The organism is Rhizobium sp. BK591 (assembly GCF_014195045.1).
In the GTDB taxonomy this organism is placed as follows: Bacteria; Pseudomonadota; Alphaproteobacteria; order Rhizobiales; family Rhizobiaceae; genus Rhizobium; species Rhizobium anhuiense.
This window is the reverse complement of record NZ_JACIAZ010000003.1, coordinates 634,194-652,424: the sequence shown is the minus strand read 5'-3', so window position 1 is coordinate 652,424 and position 18,231 is coordinate 634,194. Positions and strand designations below refer to the sequence as shown.

Genomic DNA, 18,231 nt, shown 5'->3' with positions numbered 1-18,231 from the left:
CCGATGGCGAAGGGACCTGTTGCGACATCTTCCGACGACGAGTTGCCTTTCCCAACGCAAGAGCCCATTGCCGCCGACGAACGCTCGTTCTTCGGCGGACGACCGCAAAAGCCGTCCGCGGCGAATGGCAGGACCGCCCTGCCCGCCTCGCTCGCCGCGCAAGAACATTATCATGGTCATCGCGAGCGGTTGCGTGACCGCTTCCGCGAACTGGGCGACACCGCGCTTGCCGACTACGAAATCCTCGAGCTCTTGCTTTTCCGGCTGATCCCGCGGCGTGATACCAAGCCGATCGCCAAGGCGCTGATCGAGCGATTCGGCTCGCTTTCCGGCGTCTTCGGTGCGCCAGCAGCGCTGCTGACGGAGGTGAAGGGCGTCGGCGAGGCCGTGGCGCTCGACCTGAAGCTGATCTCGACTGTGACCCATCGGACCCTGAAGAGCGAGCTCAGGAGCAAACAGGTCCTGTCCTCGTGGTCTTCGGTCATCCAGTATTGCCATGCCGCCATGGCGCACGAAACCCGCGAACAGTTTCGCATCCTCTTTCTCGACAAACGCAATGTGCTGATCGCCGATGAGGTGCAAGGGCGCGGCACGGTCGACCACACGCCGGTCTATCCGCGTGAGGTGGTGAAACGCGCGCTGGAGCTTTCGGCAACGGCGATGATCCTCGTCCACAACCACCCCTCCGGCGACCCGACACCGTCGCGCGCCGACATCGACATGACGAAGGTGATCATCGATGCCGCCAAGGCGCTCGATATCACCGTTCACGACCATGTCATCATCGGCAAGGACGGCCATGTCAGCCTGAAGGGGCTGAAGCTGATCTGAACAAAAGCCAGGACCGACCGCCGACGAGGTGCAAGGCCGCCGCACGTCGATCCTGCGGCGGCCCATCGGCGTGGGAAGACTGCGGAATGCTGGAGTTGACAGCAGTTGGTCGTGCGGGATTGTATGCAATCCTGCAACCACCATGTCTGAACAATGCCCGCCCGAAATACCGAGAAGATGAAGCTCTATGACGATCCGCAGCGGCAACACCGATCGATCGACCCGGCTCTGCCGCGACGTGCTCTGCCTCGATGATTTTGAAATGAAGGCGCGGCGACATCTGCCAAAGCCTCTGTTCGGTTATATCGCCGGCGCGACCGAGACCAATGCGTCGCTGCGGCATAACGCGGAAGCTTTCCAGGCCTATGCCTTCCGGCCTCGTGTCCTTCGGGACGTCTCGAAACGCAGCACCGAGACGAGCCTCTTCGGCAAGACCCATGCCGCACCATTCGGCATCGCGCCGATGGGTATCAGCGCGCTGATGGCCTATCGAGGTGACATCGTGCTCGCGCGGGGAGCGGAACAGTCGGGAATCCCGATGATTATAAGCGGTTCCTCACTTATCCCCTTGGAAGAGATCGCTGCGGTTTCGCCACAAGCGTGGTTTCAGGCCTATCTCCCCGGCGAACCCGATCGTATCGATGCTCTGATCGATCGCGTCGGCGCCGCCGGCTTGCGCACACTTCTGCTGACCGTGGACACAGCCACGCTGCCAAATCGGGAAAACAATGTAAGGGCCGGATTTTCGACGCCTTTGCGTCCAGGTCTGCGCCTGGCATGGCAGGGCATCTCGCACCCGCGTTGGACCACCGGCACATTCTTGCGCACGATCGTTCGGCACGGCATTCCGCATTTTGAAAATTCCTATGCCACAAGAGGCGCGCCGATCATCTCCTCGAACGTCACGCGCGATTTCGGCAGGCGCGACCACCTCAACTGGAATCATTTGGAGCGGATACGCAACAGGTGGTCCGGCAAACTTGTGGTCAAGGGGATCATGCATCCTGACGACGCGGCCCGGGCTGCCGACACCGGGGCGGATGGAGTGATCGTCTCCAACCATGGCGGCCGCCAGCTTGACGGCACCGCTTCACCGCTTCAGGTGCTTCCGGAGATTGCAGCACGTGTCGGAGACAGCGTTGCCGTCATGGTCGATGGCGGTTTCAGGCGTGCAACTGATATCATGAAGGCTCTCGCGCTCGGGGCCTGTTTCGTGTTCGTGGGCAGGCCGTTCCTTTATGCCGCAGCCGTCGCGGGGTTACCGGGCGTGCTTAAGGCGGCGGACATCCTGAAGACGGAACTGCACAGCAATATGGCGTTGCTCGGCGTTACCAAGGTCAGCGATATTTCCGCGGACTACATCACCCGCGCATGAAAACCGTCGCGCGCCGACATCATGGCGTAAAGCTGTTTCCCGAAGGGCTCACTTGCCCGAAAAAGCGCCCGTCAGGACCAATCAGGCGGCCGTAAAACAATCTGTAACATTGACCGGCTAACGATGGACGGGCGACATTTTGCGTCGCAAAATGATTCCTTTCCAATCCGGGGCTTGATGATGCTTCAGTACGATCTCGTTGTGGTGGGCAGCGGTCCCGCAGGGCGCCGCGGCGCCATCCAGGCTGCAAAACTCGGCAAGAAAGTGCTTGTTATCGAGCAGGGCAAACGCGTCGGCGGCGTGTCCGTGCATACCGGCACCATCCCCTCCAAAACGCTGCGCGAGACCGCGCTCAACCTCTCCGGCTGGCGCGAACGCGGTTTCTACGGCCGGTCTTACCGCGTCAAGGAAGAGATCAGCGCAGATGATTTGCGCCGCCGCCTGCTGATCACGCTGAACCACGAGGTCGAGGTGCTGGAACACCAGTTCGCCCGCAACCGCGTGCAGCACATTCGCGGCAAGGCGAGCTTCATCGATGCGTCGACGCTGCAGGTGATCAAGGATGACGGCGAGACCACGCAGGTCACCGCCGCCAGCGTACTGCTCGCCGTCGGCACAAAGCCGTTCCGTCCCGATTACATACCTTTCGACGGCAAGACTGTACTCGACAGCGACGAGTTGCTCGACATCCAGGAGTTGCCGCGATCGATGGTCGTCATCGGCGCCGGCGTCATCGGCATCGAATATGCGACGATCTTCAGCGCGCTCGACACGGCCGTCACCGTCATCGACCCGAAGGCGACGATGCTCGACTTCATCGACAAGGAAATCGTCGAGGACTTCACCTATCAGCTGCGCGACCGCAACATGAAGCTGCTGCTCGGCCAGAAGGCCGACAAGGTTGAGACGCTCGACAACGGCAAGGTCGAGCTGACGCTCGACAGTGGCCGGCGCCTGACGACCGACATGGTGCTTTTCGCCGCCGGCCGCATGGGGGCGACTGACGCGCTGAACCTTCCGGCCATCGGCCTCGAAGCCGATAGCCGCGGCCGTCTCAAGGTCAATCCGGAGACGTTCCAGACATCGGTTGCCAACGTCTACGCCGCCGGCGACGTCGTCGGCTTTCCGAGCCTTGCCTCGACCTCGATGGAACAGGGCCGCATCGCCGCCCGCGTCGCGATCGGCGCGGTCGCCAAGGAGCCGCCGAAATATTTCCCCTACGGCATCTATGCCGTGCCGGAGATTTCGACCTGCGGCCTGACCGAAGAGGAGATGAAGGAGCGCGGTATTCCCTATGAGTGCGGCATCGCCCGGTTCCGCGAAACCTCGCGCGGTCATATCATGGGCCTCGACACCGGCCTTTTGAAGCTGATCTTCTCGCTGAAGACTCGCCGTCTGCTCGGCGTGCATATCGTCGGCGAAGGCGCCACCGAGCTGGTCCATATCGGCCAGGCGGTGCTCAATCTCAAAGGGACGGTCGAATATTTCGTCGAAAACACCTTCAACTATCCGACGCTTGCCGAAGCCTACAAGATCGCCGGCCTCGATGCCTGGAACCGGATGGGCGACATCAAGTCGGAACTCTAAAGCTCGCCGTGTAGACAGCAGATCCGGCCGCCAAACGGAGCCGAACGACATTGCGCATCATTTCGCTGAACGCGTGGGGCGGCAGGCTGCATGAGGCCCTGATCGGCTATGTCAGGCAGGCAGATCCGGATGTGCTGTGCCTGCAGGAGGTGCTGCGGGCGCCAGGTACGGGCTGCGGATGGTCGATCTATCGGGATGCAGGGCTGGAGCTGCCACAGCGCTTCAATCTATTCACGGAGGTCAGCGCCGCCCTGCCCGGCCATGACGGCTTCTTCTGCCCGACATCGAGAGGCGAGCTGTTCGACGGCGATACCGCCATTGCCGCCGAATTCGGGCTGGCTACCTTCGTGCGCAAGACCCATTCCGTCATTGCCCAGGGGCTGGACTTCGTGCATGGCCATTTTTCCGCTGATGGCTGGGGCGACCATCCCCGGCCGCGAAACGCCCATTGCATCCGCCTCTTCAGCCATGAGCACGCTTCGACCGTGACCATCGCCCACATGCATGGCCTGCGCGATCCCGCAGGCAAGGATGACACGGCGGCGCGCGAGGAGCAGGCCGCAGCGCTGGTCGGGCTGATCGAGCGCGTCTGGCCCGGTGACGAAGGGCTCGTCGTCTGCGGCGATTTCAATGTGTTGCCCGACAGCGCGACCTTCACCATGCTCGCCAGACTCGGGCTTTCCGATCTCGTCACCGGAAACGGCCTTGTAGACACGCGAACCTCCTACTATCTGAAGCAGGGCCGCTTTGCCGACTACATGCTGGTTACACCGCCGGTGAAGGTTGCCAAATTCGAGGTGGTCGAGGCGCCTGAGGTCTCCGACCACCGCGCATTGCTGCTGGATATCGGGTAGTATATTAAGGAATGACAAGTTTCGCGAAGCGTTTGCGCGCCGTGCCTTTTTTTACGCCTTAGTTTGACCGCCTAAATCGCATTGATACGCCGTGCCTGATAGATGCCTTCAAATCCATTTTGCCTTCGGGCAAAAGCTTCTAAAGAAAGATAGATACTCTTGTCCCATGTCTTGGAAGCTGCCCGCAGACGTTTTCAGCTGATCCTGATCAAGCCGTCGCATTATGACGATGATGGCTACGTCATCCGCTGGTGGCGGGCGATGATTCCCTCCAATTCGCTCGCGGCACTCTATGGCATCGCCGCTGAATGCGCCGAGCGCAAGGTGCTCGGAGACGATACGGCGATCGACATCACCGTGATCGACGAGACCAATACGCGGATCGATTTTGCCGGCCTGCTGGCGCAGTTCAAGCGTCACGATAATTTCGGCATGATCGCGCTTGTCGGCGTCCAGACCAACCAATATCCGCGCGCCCTTGATATCGCCCGGCCCTTCCGCGATGCCGGCCTGCCGGTTTCCATCGGCGGCTTCCATGTTTCCGGCTGCCTGTCGATGCTGGATGGCAAGGCGGTCGGGCTCGATGCCTGCCGTGACATGGGCATCTCGATGTTTGCCGGCGAGGCCGAGGGCCGGCTCGACATGGTGCTGCGCGACGCCGCCGCCGGCGAGCTGAAGCCGCTCTACAATTTCATGAACGACCTTCCCGGCATCGGCGGCACACCGGTTCCCTTCCTGCCGAAGGACAATATCCAGCGCACGCTCGGGCTCAGCACCAGCTTCGATGCCGGACGCGGCTGTCCCTATCAGTGCTCGTTCTGCACCATCATCAACGTACAGGGACGCAAGTCGCGCTTCCGCTCGGCCGACGACGTCGAAAAGCTGGTGCGGATGAACTGGGCGCAGGGCATCCACAAATTCTTCATCACCGACGACAATTTCGCCCGCAACAAGGATTGGGAAGCGATCTTCGACCGGTTGATCGAGCTCAAGGAGCGCGACGGCATTCCGCTCGGCCTGATGATCCAGGTCGACACGCTTTGCCACAAGATCCCGAATTTCATCGAGAAATCCCGGCGCGCCGGCGTCACGCGTGTCTTCATCGGCCTCGAAAACGTCAATCCAGACAATCTGACCGCCGCCAAGAAGAACCAGAACAAGATCACCGAATACCGCAAGATGCTGCTCGCCTGGAAGGCGCAGGGCATCATGACGCTTGCCGGTTATATCCTGGGATTCCCCGCCGATACGCCGGAATCGATCCGCCGCGACATTACGATCATCCAGGAAGAGCTGCCGCTCGACGTCATCGAATTCTTCATCCTGACGCCGTTGCCGGGCTCCGAGGACCATCAGGTCCTATGGAAGAAGGGCGTCGAGATGGATGCCGATCTCAACATCTACGATGTCGAGCATGTCTGCACCGCGCATCCCAAGATGAGCAAGCAGCAGTGGGAAGACATCTACCACGAGGCCTGGTCGCTCTATTATTCGCCTGATCATATGAAGACGCTGCTGCGCCGCGCCGTGGCAACCGGAGTCCCGCTTGCAAGGCTCGTCAAGGTTCTCGTCTCCTTCGCGACCACCGTGCCGCTGGAAAACGTGCATCCACTGCAAAGCGGCCTGCTGCGCCTGAAGACGCCGTCGGAGCGTCGCCCGGACCTGCCGCGCGAAAATCCGCTGGTGTTCTGGCCGCGCTTCGCCTGGGAAACCTTCCGCAAACATGCCTCGCTCGCCGGCACGATCATTGGCCTGACGATTTCGGCATTCCTGATTTCAAGGGATGCCAAGTCGAAGACCTATATGGATCAGGCCCTGACGCCTGTCGCCGACGACGAAGAGGAAACGCTCCACCTCTTCACCCAGACCGCCGGCGGCGCCGCAGCCGTCAACCATGTCAGGAAAGTCGCGCAACTGACAGCGCATTGAGCGCTAAATCTTAACGGCGGCCGACGCCCAGTCGGCCGCACCAAACCCCAAATCAAGTTTGACAACGCGCTTTGAAGCGCTCGGACTTTGGAGGCCGTTTAAGCGAGCTGGATGATCCGGCTCGTCTCGGCCACTTGCAGCGTGTCGACGAATTCGACGATCTTGACCGGTTTCCCATCCCGGAAATGGATCTTGTCGACGAATTCCGTATGGAAGCTCACACCCGATGGGATGTGCCTGACCTCGCCTTCGCGGTGGGCAAAGACCATGTGCTCATCTTCGTCGACATAGATGCCTGATGTCTTGATATTCGATAGATCCCATACCGTAATGAGCTGCGTTATCGCTTGGCGGAAAGCATGCCCGCTTGCTTCAGTCGAAAAGGGCGCCAGCCGTGTATTACCGGCCATGCGAAAGGTGCACCCCTCGCCGATCAGCGCCAGCGTGCCCTCGATATCGCCGCGGTCACGCACAGCATAGATTTCCTCCACAAGCTTCTTCATGTCATGCTTTGCAGTCATCTTCAGGTCCTCCCCACCATCAGCGAAATCTGCATCGAATTATACTTTATTGCAACTCTTTGTTGTTCCGGATGAATAGGCACAATGGAGTAGGCGGCGAGAATGAAACTGCCCCAGATAATAGAAAAAGGCCCCGCACGATGGCGAGGCCTTCCAAACTTCTGAACTGAAAAGCGATTATTCGGCGCTTTCGTCAGCCGCCTTCTTCTTCGGAGCAGCCTTCTTCTTCGGTGCGGCTTCTTCGCCTTCACCGGCCTCAGCTGCTTCGGCCTTGGCGGCAGCCTTCTTCTTCGGCGCGGCCTTCTTGGTCTCGGCCTTAGCCTCGCCTTCTTCCTCGGCGAGCAGTTCTTCCTTCGTCACCTTCTTGTCGGTAACGTCGATTTCGGTGAGCAGGTGATCGATGACCTTTTCTTCGAAGATCGGCGCGCGGATCGAAGCGGCGGCACCCGGCTGGCTGCGGAAGAATTCGAGGATCTGCTTTTCCTGGCCCGGATACTGACGCAGCTGATCGTAGATGGCGCGCTGCATTTCGTCTTCGCTGACTTCGACGCCTGCCTTTTCGCCGATTTCGGAGAGAACGAGGCCGAGGCGGACGCGACGCTCGGCGAGCGTCTTGTATTCCTCACGTGCCTTTTCTTCGGTCGTGTCTTCGTCCTCGAAGGTCTTGCCGGACTGGGCGAGGTCGTTGTTCACCTGGCTCCAGATGCCGTTATATTCGGCGTCGACGAGCGAATTCGGGGTCTCGAACTTGTACATCTCATCGAGCTGGTCGAGAATCTGACGCTTCAGCTTCTGGCGGGTCAGCGAGCCGTACTGCGATTCGATCTGGCCACGAACGATTTCCTTCAGGCGGTCGGCGGATTCGATGCCGAGCTTGGAGGCGAGTTCGTCGTTGATCTCGACAGCGCCGGGGGCTGCGACATCCTTGACGGTGACATCAAAGGTCGCTTCCTTGCCGGCGAGGTTCTTGGCCGGATAGTCGGCCGGGAAGGTCACGGTGATGGTCTTCTCGTCGCCAGCCTTGACGCCGACGAGCTGGTCTTCGAAGCCAGGAATGAAGCGGCCGGAGCCGAGCACCAGTTCGGCGCCCTGGTCGGTGCCGCCTTCGAAGGCTTCGCCGTCGACCTTGCCGACGTAATCCATGGTGATGCGGTCGCCGTTGGCGGCTTTGCCGGTCTTGGTCTCGTAGGCGCGAGCGCTTTCGGCGACCTTCAGGACCTGCTCGTTGACTTCGTCGTCCGAGATGTCGATGACTTCGCGCGTGACCTTGATGCCCTTGACCGACTTCAGTTCGATCGGCGGCAGCACTTCATAGGAGAGCGTGAATTCGAAATCCTGCTGGGCGGCGAGGATCTTGTCGGCTTCGTCCTTGTCTTCCGTCATGGCGATTTCCGGCTGCGTGGCCGACTTTTCGCCGCGGCTGGACAGGATGGCGGCCGGCTGCTCGCGGACGATCTCGTTGACGAGGTCGGCCATGATCGACTTGCCATAGACCTTCTTCAGGTGAGCAGCGGGGACCTTGCCCGGACGGAAGCCGTTGATGCGAACCTTGTCCTTCACATCGGCAAGACGCTCATTCATCTTGTCTTCCATGTCCTTGGCCGGGATAACGACCTTGATTTCGCGCTTCAGCCCTTCAGCGAGCGTTTCGATAACCTGCATGTCTTCCTACCTTCATGTCGTGGCGGCCGTGCCCAGACGCCGTTCGTTTCAATGAGCACGACGCCGGCAGCGTGCCGCGCGTGGCTTTTCCAATTCCATATCATTCCGCCCAAAGCGGAACGGCACTCGCGGGCTATTCGGGACAACTTTCAATTGTTCTGGAACAACCGATTCTCAGTCTCCCGCCTGCAAACAGCTTGGTGCGGGTAGAGAGACTTGAACTCCCACGCCTTGCGGCACCAGAACCTAAATCTGGCGTGTCTACCAATTTCACCATACCCGCGTTCACAAAACCGCATGCCTATGCCTGCGCATGAGGCCTTCCGGAGCGCGGCGTCTCTATATCACCCGATTTGGCCGAGGCAAAGGAAAAATGAACGGTCAATGACGGCGATCTGCGCTTCAGAAGCCGCCCTGCCAAGAAGTGCCGCCGGATCAGTAAAGCGGCTCGTCGTAAACCGGCTTGCCGTCAACGAGAAGGCTGCGAATCTGCGGGCTTCCATCAGGCGAAACCCGCACTGATATAGCGACATTGCCGTCATTGCGGGCCTCCTCGATCGGCTTGCCCTCGCCTTCCGGAACGTAATAGCGCTCGATGCCGTATTCGACACGGATGCTGTCGCCCGCGGCAAGTCCGCCGCTGTAGAATGGCTGGCTGCGCAGGATCACGGTCTCCGGCTGCGGCGACAGTTCATGAAAGGACGATTCGATCACCGTCCAGAAACCGTCCTCCTGCTTCTTCAACCGAACCCATAATACGCGTTCGCCGGGCTCGGCCGGAATGCCACCGGAAACCGTCTGCACCGGCACCGAAGAAATGTCGTAGTTCAAGACGACGTAATCGCCGCGCAGGAAATCGCGCGGGTCGACGGGCGCCGTCTTCAGCAGCACCTCGGCGCCATTGCTGAGGATAGACGCCCGGCTCTGGATGATCGTGCCGAGGATAAGGGTCTGCAGACCGGCGACGATGATCGCCGAAAAGAGATAACCCCTACCTGATTGCAGCCTTGCCATGAACGAGCTCATGCGCGCTCCCCCTGTCCATTCGCCGACTGTGCATTCGCCGAAAAACGCCGCTCGAGACGGATGACGATCCACGCGACAAGTGCCACCACGAGACCGGAGAACAGGAAGAGGCTCGACGTACCGAGGATCGAGCCGACGGTGACGGAGGCAAGATACAGCATCTCGGCGGCAAAGGTGGTGTAGGCGAGATAACGCACCGCGCCGTTATTCCTGCCATGCAGGGCGATTGCCAGCACGGAAGCGGCAAGCGTCGCCACGCCAAGCACCACCAGCCGCCAGCCGTCCTCGATCTCGATATGCAGCAGCAGGAAGCCGATCGCGGCGACAAGGAAGCTGTAGAAGGCCGGGGCCGCACCGGCGCTCCTGACCAGGGAGGCGATCCGCGGGAGCGGCAACGCCGTCAGGACGAAGGCCACCATGCCGCCGATCGCGAAGGCGAGCGCCACGGCGATCTCCTCATAGAGAGTATAGAGCCAGGCGAGCCAGCCGATCAAAAGCAGATAGGCCAGATGGCGGGCCCGCTCGGCGCCGGTATACCGCACCAGGGCGATTGTGATCGCCGCCATGATGGGCGCCATCCAGGGATCGAAGCCTATCCAATGCGTGTCGTTATTCTGCAGGTAGACGGCGAACGACGCCCAGGAGAGGAAGCCGGCGACGATGGTCACGGCGCCCGAACGGAACAGGATTGCCGAGATCGTCGCGATGGCGAACCAGAGATACATCACCGTCTGCTCGTCGCCGGAGAGATGATACATCTGCCCGACAAGTGAGATGGCGCCGCCGAAACTCATCGCGCCGATGACCAGCAAGCCGCTTGCGGCCGCTGTCGAACCGCGGGCAAGCATCCGGGCGGCGGCGATGTGCACCACCCAGATCAGCGCGAGGATGCCGCCGACGCGGACAAGGCGCGGGATGGCCTCCCAGTTGGAGGCGACGACCAGCAGGATGGCAGCGGCAAGCAGCACCGCCGCCAGCGCCATCAGCACCCTGCCGAGGCTGAAACTTGCCGGGCGGCTGTCATATTCGGCGAGAAGTGCGCTTGCCGTTTCCTGACCGAGCAGGCCCTTGCCCACCCAGAGGGAGAGATCCCGCTCCAATCTGCCGCGATACATGCTCCACCCCTTATTTCCGCGACGCCGACTGCGGCACTGCGGCTCTCGCCGTTATAGACGCAGCAGAGGTGTTCGCAAACGCTCCTGCGGCAAATATACAAGTTCCTCATTGGTCTAACTTGTATCGAGTGTTAACCGGCCGCTAACGTCAGAAGCGCTAATATAGACATATGAACGGAGAGGCATGCGCATTACGCATACCACTCATGAATTTATTGCACTGCAAAATAATCATTAGTCATACTATTTGTTTGAGGTATCGAAGCACGGGGATGGCGCCCCGGCCCGGCATCAGCCGGACGCCCGCGGATGCTTGTCCGTGACGAGATTCGCAGCTGCGCACTCCTCCTCCCAGCGCGCTGCGATAGGCTGGCAACACTCCTCCTCCCAGTTGCCAGTCACCATAACACGCCCGCCGGATCCTCCCCCGGCGGGCGTTTTTGTTGAGCGACAGCCCGATTAAAGCATTGACGGTCCGGGGCTTTCCCTCGCATGGCGCCGTCGCGCCACATTATCGCCACACCGCCCCACCGAGCCTGCAGACAAATGGGCGGCTTCCAATTTGAAGCGAAACACTTCTTTGCTCCGGCTGGGCGGGCGGCTTCACCGGAGAGCGCGGCGTTTTTCGACAACGGCACGCCATTGGTCGCTCTCAACCGGATTGCTTCCCCAAGAGTCATTCTGCCTATTCGTTGACCAAAAAACGGTAAGTCTGCGTCAAATACCCCTGGAGCATTGCGTATGCCGCATAGGTGATTTGAAAACTTGGCTGTTTTAGTCTTTTGCGCCGCAACATATATTCCAGTCATCAAATAGAGGTCAGCGCCGATCGGTGGCTGCTGGCAGATGAAACCCTCGGAAAGGGGCTTAACATGAACTTCTCTCGCTCTTTCAATAACTGGCGCAAGTATCGTCAGACCGTCACGGAACTTGGCCGCATGACCAACCGCGAATTGCATGATCTCGGCATCGACCGTTCGGATATCCATCGCGTTGCCCGTGAGGCTTCTGCCCGCTAATTCCAGGCGATCGCGGCTCCTCCCAAGCGCGATTGTTCTCGATTGAAACGCCCGCTGTACCCACAGCGGGCGTTTTCTTTTGTCTGCATGCGGCTGGCACCGCGGTTGCATGTTTTTCCGCTTCTTTAGCCCGCTCAAAAAATATTCACCGCCCAATTTACGAGCATCACATTGCACAATTGCATGGCAGACGCCTTTTATTTGCACTGCACAATAGGACCGATATCGCCTATATAAACACCAACCGCAGAGAGACAGGCGATCCCGCCGTCCCGCGGACATAGGAAGAAAACGATGAACCCGATCCGCATTGCAAAAAGCTGGCTCAGCTACCGCCGTACGCTCAACGAACTCGGCGGCCTTTCCAACCAGACCCTGTCCGATATCGGCGTCAGCCGCTACGACATCCGCAATATCGCATCCCGCTCGTTCCGTTAATAACGGGCACGATGCTTCCAAGACGGCGCCATCAGGCGCCGTTTTTGATTCCGGGGTGTTGGATCGCACCTGCCGACATGATATCAGCCCGGGATGAACACGACCTCCTCCTATTCCCCCATCCACGTCGTCGGCGGCGGGCTTGCCGGTTCGGAAGCCGCCTGGCAGATCGCCAGTTCCGGCATTCCCGTCATCCTGCATGAAATGCGCGGCGTACGCGGCACCGATGCGCACAAGACCGACGGCCTGGCCGAACTCGTCTGCTCCAACTCCTTCCGCTCCGACGATGCGACTAGCAATGCCGTCGGCGTCATCCATGCCGAAATGCGCATGGCGGGCTCGCTGATCATGGCCGCTGCCGATCGATGCCAGGTGCCGGCCGGCGGCGCACTCGCCGTCGATCGCGATGGCTTCTCTGAGGCCGTGACCAAGGCAATCCACGAGCACCCGCTCATCACGGTCGTGCGGGAAGAGATCACCGGCCTGCCGCCCCGCGACTGGGATCTCGCCATCGTCGCCACCGGACCGCTGACGGCGCCGTCGCTCGCAAACGCTATCCAGGCGGAAACGGGCGAGGATTCGCTCGCCTTCTTCGACGCCATCGCGCCGATCGTCTACCGCGAGAGCATCGACATGGATATCTGCTGGTATCAGTCGCGCTACGACAAGGTCGGTCCCGGCGGCACCGGCAAGGATTACATCAACTGTCCGATGGACGAGGCGCAGTACAATGCCTTCGTCGACGCGCTGGTATCAGGCGACACGGTCGGTTTCAAGGAATGGGAAGGCACGCCCTATTTCGACGGCTGTCTGCCGATCGAAGTGATGGCCGAACGCGGCCGCGAGACGCTGCGCCACGGGCCGATGAAGCCGATGGGGCTGACGAACGCGCATAATCCGACGGTCAAGGCCTATGCCGTCGTGCAGCTGCGGCAGGACAATGCGCTCGGCACGCTCTACAATATGGTCGGTTTTCAGACGAAACTGAAATATGGCGCACAGGCGGACATCTTCCGGATGATCCCGGGTCTGCAAAATGCAGAATTTGCCCGTCTCGGCGGCCTGCACCGCAACACCTATATGAACTCCCCCACCCTGCTCGACCCGTCGCTGACGCTGAAATCGCGGCCCGGCCTGCGCTTTGCCGGTCAGATCACCGGTTGCGAGGGTTATGTCGAAAGCGCCAGCGTCGGGCTGCTGGCCGGGCGTTTCGCCGCCGCCGAACGCAAGGGCGAAGCGATCTCGCTGCCGCCGGCGACGACGGCGCTCGGCTCGCTGCTCGGCCATATCACCGGTGGTCATATCGTCACCGACGAGGAGCCGGGTAAACGATCGTTCCAGCCGATGAACATCAATTTCGGGCTGTTTCCGGAGCTCCAACCCGGTTCGATCGTAAAACCCGAAGGCGTCAAGCGTTTCCGCGGCAAGGACAAGACGATCATGAAGCGGCAACTGATCGCGCGCCGCGCGCTGGCAGACTGCGCCGCCTGGCTTGGCCAGAGTCTGACGCTTGCCGAGAGCGCCTGACCGGCGCTTCTACTGCTTGTTCGCCGCCGGCAGATTGCCGGATGGCAGGTCCTTATCCGGCTCGGCAATATAATTGCCGAGCAGCCAGAGCGACACTTCGGAAGCCTCCTTGGCGGAAGCGAATTCAAAATCACCATTGTGATGGGGCGCATCGAGGAAGTCGACCATCAGTCCCCTGCCCGTTTCCGAACCGACGACACGCACGCGGCCCGGCTCGATCAGATGGCAGGCGAAGTGGCGCGACATGTTGCGCATGAAGCCCGCCTTGTTATCGTGCAGGCGTACGAAGATTGCCTGGCCGTTTTCCGTCGCCTGCAACTGGCGGATCGCCTCGGTCGGAAAGGCGCGGCCGAACTCGATGATGGCGAGGCCCGTGTCATGCAGGCCATCTTCCTTGTTCTGCGCGGCCATGCGTGTGGCCACAAAAGCAAAGAAAACAACGATGGCGAAAAGAACGCACCAGACGATAATGCCCACGCCGAGTCTCCGATCAAAGGGTAGCGGTGGAAGTGTTGTACCGCGCGAGACTTGCGCGAATTTGACCGATGTCAGATTTTCCGGCGTGCCGCAGCCAGCCCCATCCGCAGCTGGCGGCGCCATTGCGGCGGCTGCAGCGGATGGTCGAACAGCGAGGCGCCGCGTTTTTGCGCCTTGACGAGCACCGGTTCGGCGAGCACCGTCGGCAGGAAGGCTGGAAACACGGCTGCCGCAATCGGCCCTGCCGCTCTCGCCTTCGCCAGATGTTCGCGACCAAGACCGGCAAAAGCCTCGATGGCGGCGGAGATGCGCGCCCTGTCGTCGCCGGCAAGGAAGGTATCGCGGTCGAGACCGGTTGCCGACAGGATCTGCAGCGGAATATAGACCTGGCCGCGGCGGCGATGCAGCGGCATCAGCAGCAATAGCCCGGCGACGGCCTGGGCAACGCCGGCATGGCCGGCAGCGTCGGCCGATCGTGCGGCCTCCTCAGGCGAAAGCACGAGGCTTGCCAGCTGGATCAGGGCGGATGCCGTCTCGCCGGCGTAACCTTCAAGCGAGAGACGGGTCTCCATCGGATCGTCATAGAGATCGAAAGTGCGGGCCTCGATCATGTCGATCAGCGTCTTGCGCGGCAGACGGTGCGTTTCGATCGCGGCCAGAAGTGCAGAGGCGACGGGATTGGCCGCCGTCGAGCCATGTGCGCTGCCTTCCAGCAGATCGTGCCAATATTGCAGCCTGACTTCGCCAGGCAACGGCTCGTGCACGAGATCGCGGACGCGGGCAAGCTCGGCATTAAAGACATAGAGAGCTGCAAGCGCGCCGCGCTTTTCCTCCTGCGACAGCAGACAGGCGAGATAGCGGTCGCGATCGCTGTCACGCAGCATCGCCAGGCAGATCTCCTGGTTCGTCGTACTATTCGCTTCCGTCATCGTCAGACCGCGATCAATGCCGCGGCGACGGCGCGCTGCTCCGAGAGCATGATATTGAAGGTGCGCACCGCAGCCCCGGTGCTCATCGGATCGGAGGAGATGCCGCGCGATTTCAGCGCCAGCTTCAATTCCTCGGGCAGACGGCGAAGCTCGGTTCCGGTGCCGACGAGCAAAACTTCGATATCACTAGCCTCATCCAGCACACGGCGGAAATTTTCCGGCGACAGCGGTTTCGACATATCCATGTCCCAGCCATGAATGCCGGAAGGCAGGCAAAGGATCGAGCCGCGATGCGACATGTCGGCAAAACGGAAACCGCCATTGCCGTAAGTGTCGATCGGGGCGCGCCCGGGGAAATGCGCAGCGCGGATTTCTATGCCTTTTGCCATGTTTTCAAACCACCGTGCCGGATTTTACACCAGCATCCGTCTTGTTGCTCTCTTCCCCGTCGGGAGCCTCCGGCCGCAGCCGGAAGACGATCAATACAGGAGCGGCGATATAGATCGAAGAGAAAGTGCCGAGAGCGACGCCGAAGAGCATCGTAAAGGTGAAGGAGCGGATGACGTCGCCCCCGAAGAGATAGAGTGCGAGCAAGGCGAGCAGCGTCGTCGCCGCGGTCAGAACGGTGCGCGACAGCGTCTGGTTGATCGAGGCATCGATCAGGATCGGCAGCGGCATCTTCTTGTATCGCTTGAGATTCTCGCGCATGCGGTCATAGACCACGACCGTGTCGTTCAGGGAATAACCGACGATGGTCAGGACCGCGGCGATGCTCGTCAGATTGAACTCGATGCCGGTGAGGACGAAAAGACCGAGCATGATGATGACGTCGTGCAGCGTTGCGACGATGGCGCCGACTGCGAACTGCCATTCGAAGCGGATCCAGATGTAGATCAGGATCGCCGCCAGCGCTGCCAGCACGCCGAGCGTCGCCATCATCGTCAATTCGCCCGAGATGGCGGGGCCGACGACCTCGACTCGGCGGAAATCATAATCCTCCTGGAGCTCGCCGCGCACCAGCGTCGCCGCCGACTGTTCGGCATTCTCGCCGCCGCCCTGGGAAGCGATGCGGATCCGCGCGTTCGCCGGGCCGCCGGTACGCTCGACACTGATATCGCCAAGATTGAGATCATTCAGACGCGAGCTGAGATCGGCGATGTCGGCATTGCCCTGCTTCGCCGTTACCTCGATCAGCGAGCCGCCGGTGAAATCGATGCCGAGATGCAGACCGACGGTGGCAAAAGCGGCCATGGCGATCAGCGAAATAACCGCCGAGGCCGTGAAGACATAACGGCGGATCCCCATGAAACGAATATTGGCATGCTCGAAAAGATGGGTCAGGACACTCTTCGGCAGATGCCGGGGATGGCGCCGTCTCAGCCAGGCGCCGACGATCGAGCGCGTCAGCGTGAAAGCCGTGAAGACGGTCGTCAGGATGCCGACCGCCAGCGTCACCGCGAAACCGCGGATGGTTTCGCTGCCGAGGAAGAAGAGGATAATGGCGGCGATGAAGATCGTGACATTCGCGTCGACGATCGTTGCGAATGCGCGCGAGAAACCCCGGCCGACGGCCTCCGCAAAGGAATGGGTGGTTTTCTCTTCTTCCCGGATGCGCTCGTAGATCAGCACGTTCGAGTCGACGGCCATGCCGACGATGAGCACGATGCCGGCAATGCCCGGCAAGGTGAGCGTCGCGCCGGCAAGGCTGAGCACCGCGACGATGAGGATCAGGTTGAAGAAGAGCGAGACGACGGCGATGACGCCGAGAATACGGTAAAGCGCGATCATCAGCGCTGCGACGAGCACAACGGCGACGAGGCCGGCAATAAGGCCGCTGAAGATGGAATCGGCGCCGAATGTGGGGCTGACGCTACGCTCCTCAACGCTCGTCAGCGTCGCCGGCAAGGCGCCGCCGCGCAGCATGATGGCAAGGTCGCGGACGCCATCCTCGGAGAAGTTTGCCGAAATCCGGCCCTCACCGCCGGTGATCGCCGCATCGATGACCGGTGACGACATTACCTGGTCATCGAAAACGATGGCAAGGTGCTTGCCGATATTCTGCCCGGTCGCCTGCGCCAGCCGCTGCGTGCCCTCGGCGTCGAGACGGTAGGTGATCGAGGTATCCTGCGTCTGCGGGTCGACGACAGGCTCGATATCGACCATGTTGCTGCCGGTGACGAAGGCGGTGCGGTCGACGAGATAAGGTACCGGCGGATCGTCCAGCGAATAGAGCACCTGCGATGTGGCCGGCCAACGGCCGTTCAGCGCTTCCTGCCCCGACATGCTTTCATCGATCAGATGAAAGGAAAGCTTGGCCGGCTGGTTCAGGATGTTTTTCAGCCGCTCCGCATCGAGCGAGCCCAGCACCTGGACGACAATTCGATCGGCGCCATCGGGGCGAACGAGGAAATTGTCATAGCCGAATCCGGCGATGCGGCGGCCTACGATATCGAGCGACCGGGTCCGGGCCGAGGCGACGTCGGCGGTAATGCCGGCGTCGGAAATCTGCAGCGAAAGTTGCCCCTCCCCGCCCTGCTGCAGCGCGATCTCTGGTCCTGAACGTCCCGCAGCCGTCGTCAAAGGCTTGAGGAGATCGACCGCCGCCTGTGTCTGGGCCGGATCGGTGATCCGGACGGTGACGGTCTGGTCATTGCCGGTCAGCCCGGTGTAGCGGATGCCGGCGCCGCGCAGCGCGTTGCGCACATTGGCGACCGCCTGCTCCAGGCGGTCCTTGACGATATCGGAACGCTCGACCTTCAGAACGATATGCGAACCGCCCTGCAGGTCGAGGCCGAGCGTCATGCGGTCGTGGCGCAACCAGTCCGGCAGAGAGGAACGCTGCGCCTCGGTCAGCAAATTGGGCGCAGCGATGACGATGGCCGCAAACGCGACCAGCCAAATCAGAAGTGTTTTCCAGCGGGAAAAATGCAACATTCTCTCG

General features: G+C 60.9%; 16 protein-coding genes and 1 tRNA gene. 8 read left to right on the top strand and 9 right to left on the bottom strand.

Features of this window, described 5'->3' with window-relative positions; all coding sequences use genetic code 11:
- The first annotated feature begins 3 nt into the window (after positions 1 to 3).
- The 5 genes from radC to FHX10_RS16310 all read left to right on the top strand — a co-directional run bounded on the left by radC (position 4) and on the right by FHX10_RS16310 (position 6,576).
- On the top strand, positions 4 to 831 hold the full coding sequence (gene radC, locus FHX10_RS16330; RefSeq protein WP_063475468.1) for a RadC family protein: 828 nt from the start codon (positions 4 to 6) through the stop codon (positions 829 to 831).
- Positions 832 to 1,018: 187 nt separating this feature from the next.
- Positions 1,019 to 2,206 (top strand): alpha-hydroxy acid oxidase, encoded by a 1,188-nt coding sequence (locus FHX10_RS16325; RefSeq protein WP_097543849.1) that lies wholly within the window; start codon positions 1,019 to 1,021, stop codon positions 2,204 to 2,206.
- 180 nt (positions 2,207 to 2,386) lie between these two features.
- On the top strand, positions 2,387 to 3,793 hold the full coding sequence (sthA, locus tag FHX10_RS16320; RefSeq protein WP_047615374.1) for a Si-specific NAD(P)(+) transhydrogenase: 1,407 nt from the start codon (positions 2,387 to 2,389) through the stop codon (positions 3,791 to 3,793).
- Positions 3,794 to 3,843: 50 nt separating this feature from the next.
- Entirely contained in the window at positions 3,844 to 4,647 is an 804-nt protein-coding gene (locus tag FHX10_RS16315) for an endonuclease/exonuclease/phosphatase family protein (RefSeq protein ID WP_097543848.1), read from the top strand.
- A 159-nt stretch (positions 4,648 to 4,806) separates the two neighbouring features.
- Positions 4,807 to 6,576 carry a B12-binding domain-containing radical SAM protein gene (locus FHX10_RS16310; protein WP_097543847.1) on the top strand — a complete coding sequence of 590 codons (1,770 nt, stop codon included), beginning with the start codon at positions 4,807 to 4,809 and terminating at the stop codon, positions 6,574 to 6,576.
- Positions 6,577 to 6,674: 98 nt separating this feature from the next.
- On the opposite strand, the gene FHX10_RS16305 is transcribed toward FHX10_RS16310, so the two are convergent.
- The 5 genes from FHX10_RS16305 to FHX10_RS16285 form a co-directional block, all read right to left on the bottom strand.
- Positions 6,675 to 7,097, bottom strand: a complete 423-nt coding sequence (locus FHX10_RS16305) for a nuclear transport factor 2 family protein (RefSeq protein WP_047614813.1) — start codon at positions 7,095 to 7,097, stop codon at positions 6,675 to 6,677.
- Between the two features lie 177 nt (positions 7,098 to 7,274).
- Positions 7,275 to 8,759 (bottom strand): trigger factor, encoded by a 1,485-nt coding sequence (tig, locus tag FHX10_RS16300; RefSeq protein WP_097543846.1) that lies wholly within the window; start codon positions 8,757 to 8,759, stop codon positions 7,275 to 7,277.
- Between the two features lie 198 nt (positions 8,760 to 8,957).
- Positions 8,958 to 9,042: transfer RNA gene (locus FHX10_RS16295), tRNA-Leu, on the bottom strand.
- A gap of 152 nt (positions 9,043 to 9,194) precedes the next feature.
- Positions 9,195 to 9,785 carry a GDYXXLXY domain-containing protein gene (locus FHX10_RS16290; protein WP_047615681.1) on the bottom strand — a complete coding sequence of 197 codons (591 nt, stop codon included), beginning with the start codon at positions 9,783 to 9,785 and terminating at the stop codon, positions 9,195 to 9,197.
- Complete coding sequence (locus tag FHX10_RS16285) at positions 9,782 to 10,900, bottom strand: DUF2157 domain-containing protein (RefSeq protein WP_063475465.1); 1,119 nt, start codon at positions 10,898 to 10,900, stop codon at positions 9,782 to 9,784. The genes FHX10_RS16290 and FHX10_RS16285 overlap by 4 nt, the downstream gene beginning before the upstream one ends.
- 872 nt (positions 10,901 to 11,772) lie before the next feature.
- Here FHX10_RS16285 and FHX10_RS16280 point away from each other — a divergent pair.
- From FHX10_RS16280 to trmFO, 3 genes are all read left to right on the top strand, one after another.
- Positions 11,773 to 11,919, top strand: a complete 147-nt coding sequence (locus FHX10_RS16280; RefSeq protein WP_003558908.1) for a DUF1127 domain-containing protein — start codon at positions 11,773 to 11,775, stop codon at positions 11,917 to 11,919.
- Between the two features lie 294 nt (positions 11,920 to 12,213).
- A complete protein-coding gene (locus FHX10_RS35695; RefSeq protein WP_003573524.1) occupies positions 12,214 to 12,357 on the top strand; it encodes a DUF1127 domain-containing protein in 144 nt (47 codons plus the stop codon).
- A gap of 93 nt (positions 12,358 to 12,450) precedes the next feature.
- Positions 12,451 to 13,884 (top strand): methylenetetrahydrofolate--tRNA-(uracil(54)-C(5))-methyltransferase (FADH(2)-oxidizing) TrmFO, encoded by a 1,434-nt coding sequence (gene trmFO / locus FHX10_RS16270; RefSeq protein WP_063475464.1) that lies wholly within the window; start codon positions 12,451 to 12,453, stop codon positions 13,882 to 13,884.
- Positions 13,885 to 13,893: 9 nt separating this feature from the next.
- On the opposite strand, the gene FHX10_RS16265 is transcribed toward trmFO, so the two are convergent.
- The 4 genes from FHX10_RS16265 to secDF form a co-directional block, all read right to left on the bottom strand.
- The gene (locus tag FHX10_RS16265) at positions 13,894 to 14,361 is read right to left on the bottom strand and encodes a hypothetical protein (protein ID WP_063475463.1); all 468 of its coding nucleotides are present in this window, start codon (positions 14,359 to 14,361) and stop codon (positions 13,894 to 13,896) included.
- Positions 14,362 to 14,432: 71 nt separating this feature from the next.
- The gene (locus tag FHX10_RS16260; protein WP_063475462.1) at positions 14,433 to 15,290 is read right to left on the bottom strand and encodes a phytoene/squalene synthase family protein; all 858 of its coding nucleotides are present in this window, start codon (positions 15,288 to 15,290) and stop codon (positions 14,433 to 14,435) included.
- A 2-nt stretch (positions 15,291 to 15,292) separates the two neighbouring features.
- The gene (locus tag FHX10_RS16255; RefSeq protein ID WP_047614799.1) at positions 15,293 to 15,679 is read right to left on the bottom strand and encodes an Mth938-like domain-containing protein; all 387 of its coding nucleotides are present in this window, start codon (positions 15,677 to 15,679) and stop codon (positions 15,293 to 15,295) included.
- A 4-nt stretch (positions 15,680 to 15,683) separates the two neighbouring features.
- Complete coding sequence (gene secDF, locus FHX10_RS16250) at positions 15,684 to 18,224, bottom strand: protein translocase subunit SecDF (RefSeq protein WP_097623109.1); 2,541 nt, start codon at positions 18,222 to 18,224, stop codon at positions 15,684 to 15,686.
- Between the last annotated feature and the right edge of the window lie 7 nt (positions 18,225 to 18,231).

Bases quoted from the DNA above. Each gene is read 5' to 3' on its own strand.
- radC (WP_063475468.1), top strand. From the start codon at position 4: ATGGCGAAGGGACCTGTTGCGACATCTTCCGACGACGAGTTGCCTTTC.
- FHX10_RS16325 (WP_097543849.1), top strand. From the start codon at position 1,019: ATGACGATCCGCAGCGGCAACACCGATCGATCGACCCGGCTCTGCCGC.
- sthA (WP_047615374.1), top strand. From the start codon at position 2,387: ATGCTTCAGTACGATCTCGTTGTGGTGGGCAGCGGTCCCGCAGGGCGC.
- FHX10_RS16305 (WP_047614813.1), bottom strand. From the start codon at position 7,097: ATGACTGCAAAGCATGACATGAAGAAGCTTGTGGAGGAAATCTATGCT.
- tig (WP_097543846.1), bottom strand. From the start codon at position 8,759: ATGCAGGTTATCGAAACGCTCGCTGAAGGGCTGAAGCGCGAAATCAAG.
- FHX10_RS16290 (WP_047615681.1), bottom strand. From the start codon at position 9,785: ATGAGCTCGTTCATGGCAAGGCTGCAATCAGGTAGGGGTTATCTCTTT.
- FHX10_RS16285 (WP_063475465.1), bottom strand. From the start codon at position 10,900: ATGTATCGCGGCAGATTGGAGCGGGATCTCTCCCTCTGGGTGGGCAAG.
- FHX10_RS16280 (WP_003558908.1), top strand. From the start codon at position 11,773: ATGAACTTCTCTCGCTCTTTCAATAACTGGCGCAAGTATCGTCAGACC.
- FHX10_RS35695 (WP_003573524.1), top strand. From the start codon at position 12,214: ATGAACCCGATCCGCATTGCAAAAAGCTGGCTCAGCTACCGCCGTACG.
- trmFO (WP_063475464.1), top strand. From the start codon at position 12,451: ATGAACACGACCTCCTCCTATTCCCCCATCCACGTCGTCGGCGGCGGG.
- FHX10_RS16260 (WP_063475462.1), bottom strand. From the start codon at position 15,290: ATGACGGAAGCGAATAGTACGACGAACCAGGAGATCTGCCTGGCGATG.
- FHX10_RS16255 (WP_047614799.1), bottom strand. From the start codon at position 15,679: ATGGCAAAAGGCATAGAAATCCGCGCTGCGCATTTCCCCGGGCGCGCC.
- secDF (WP_097623109.1), bottom strand. From the start codon at position 18,224: ATGTTGCATTTTTCCCGCTGGAAAACACTTCTGATTTGGCTGGTCGCG.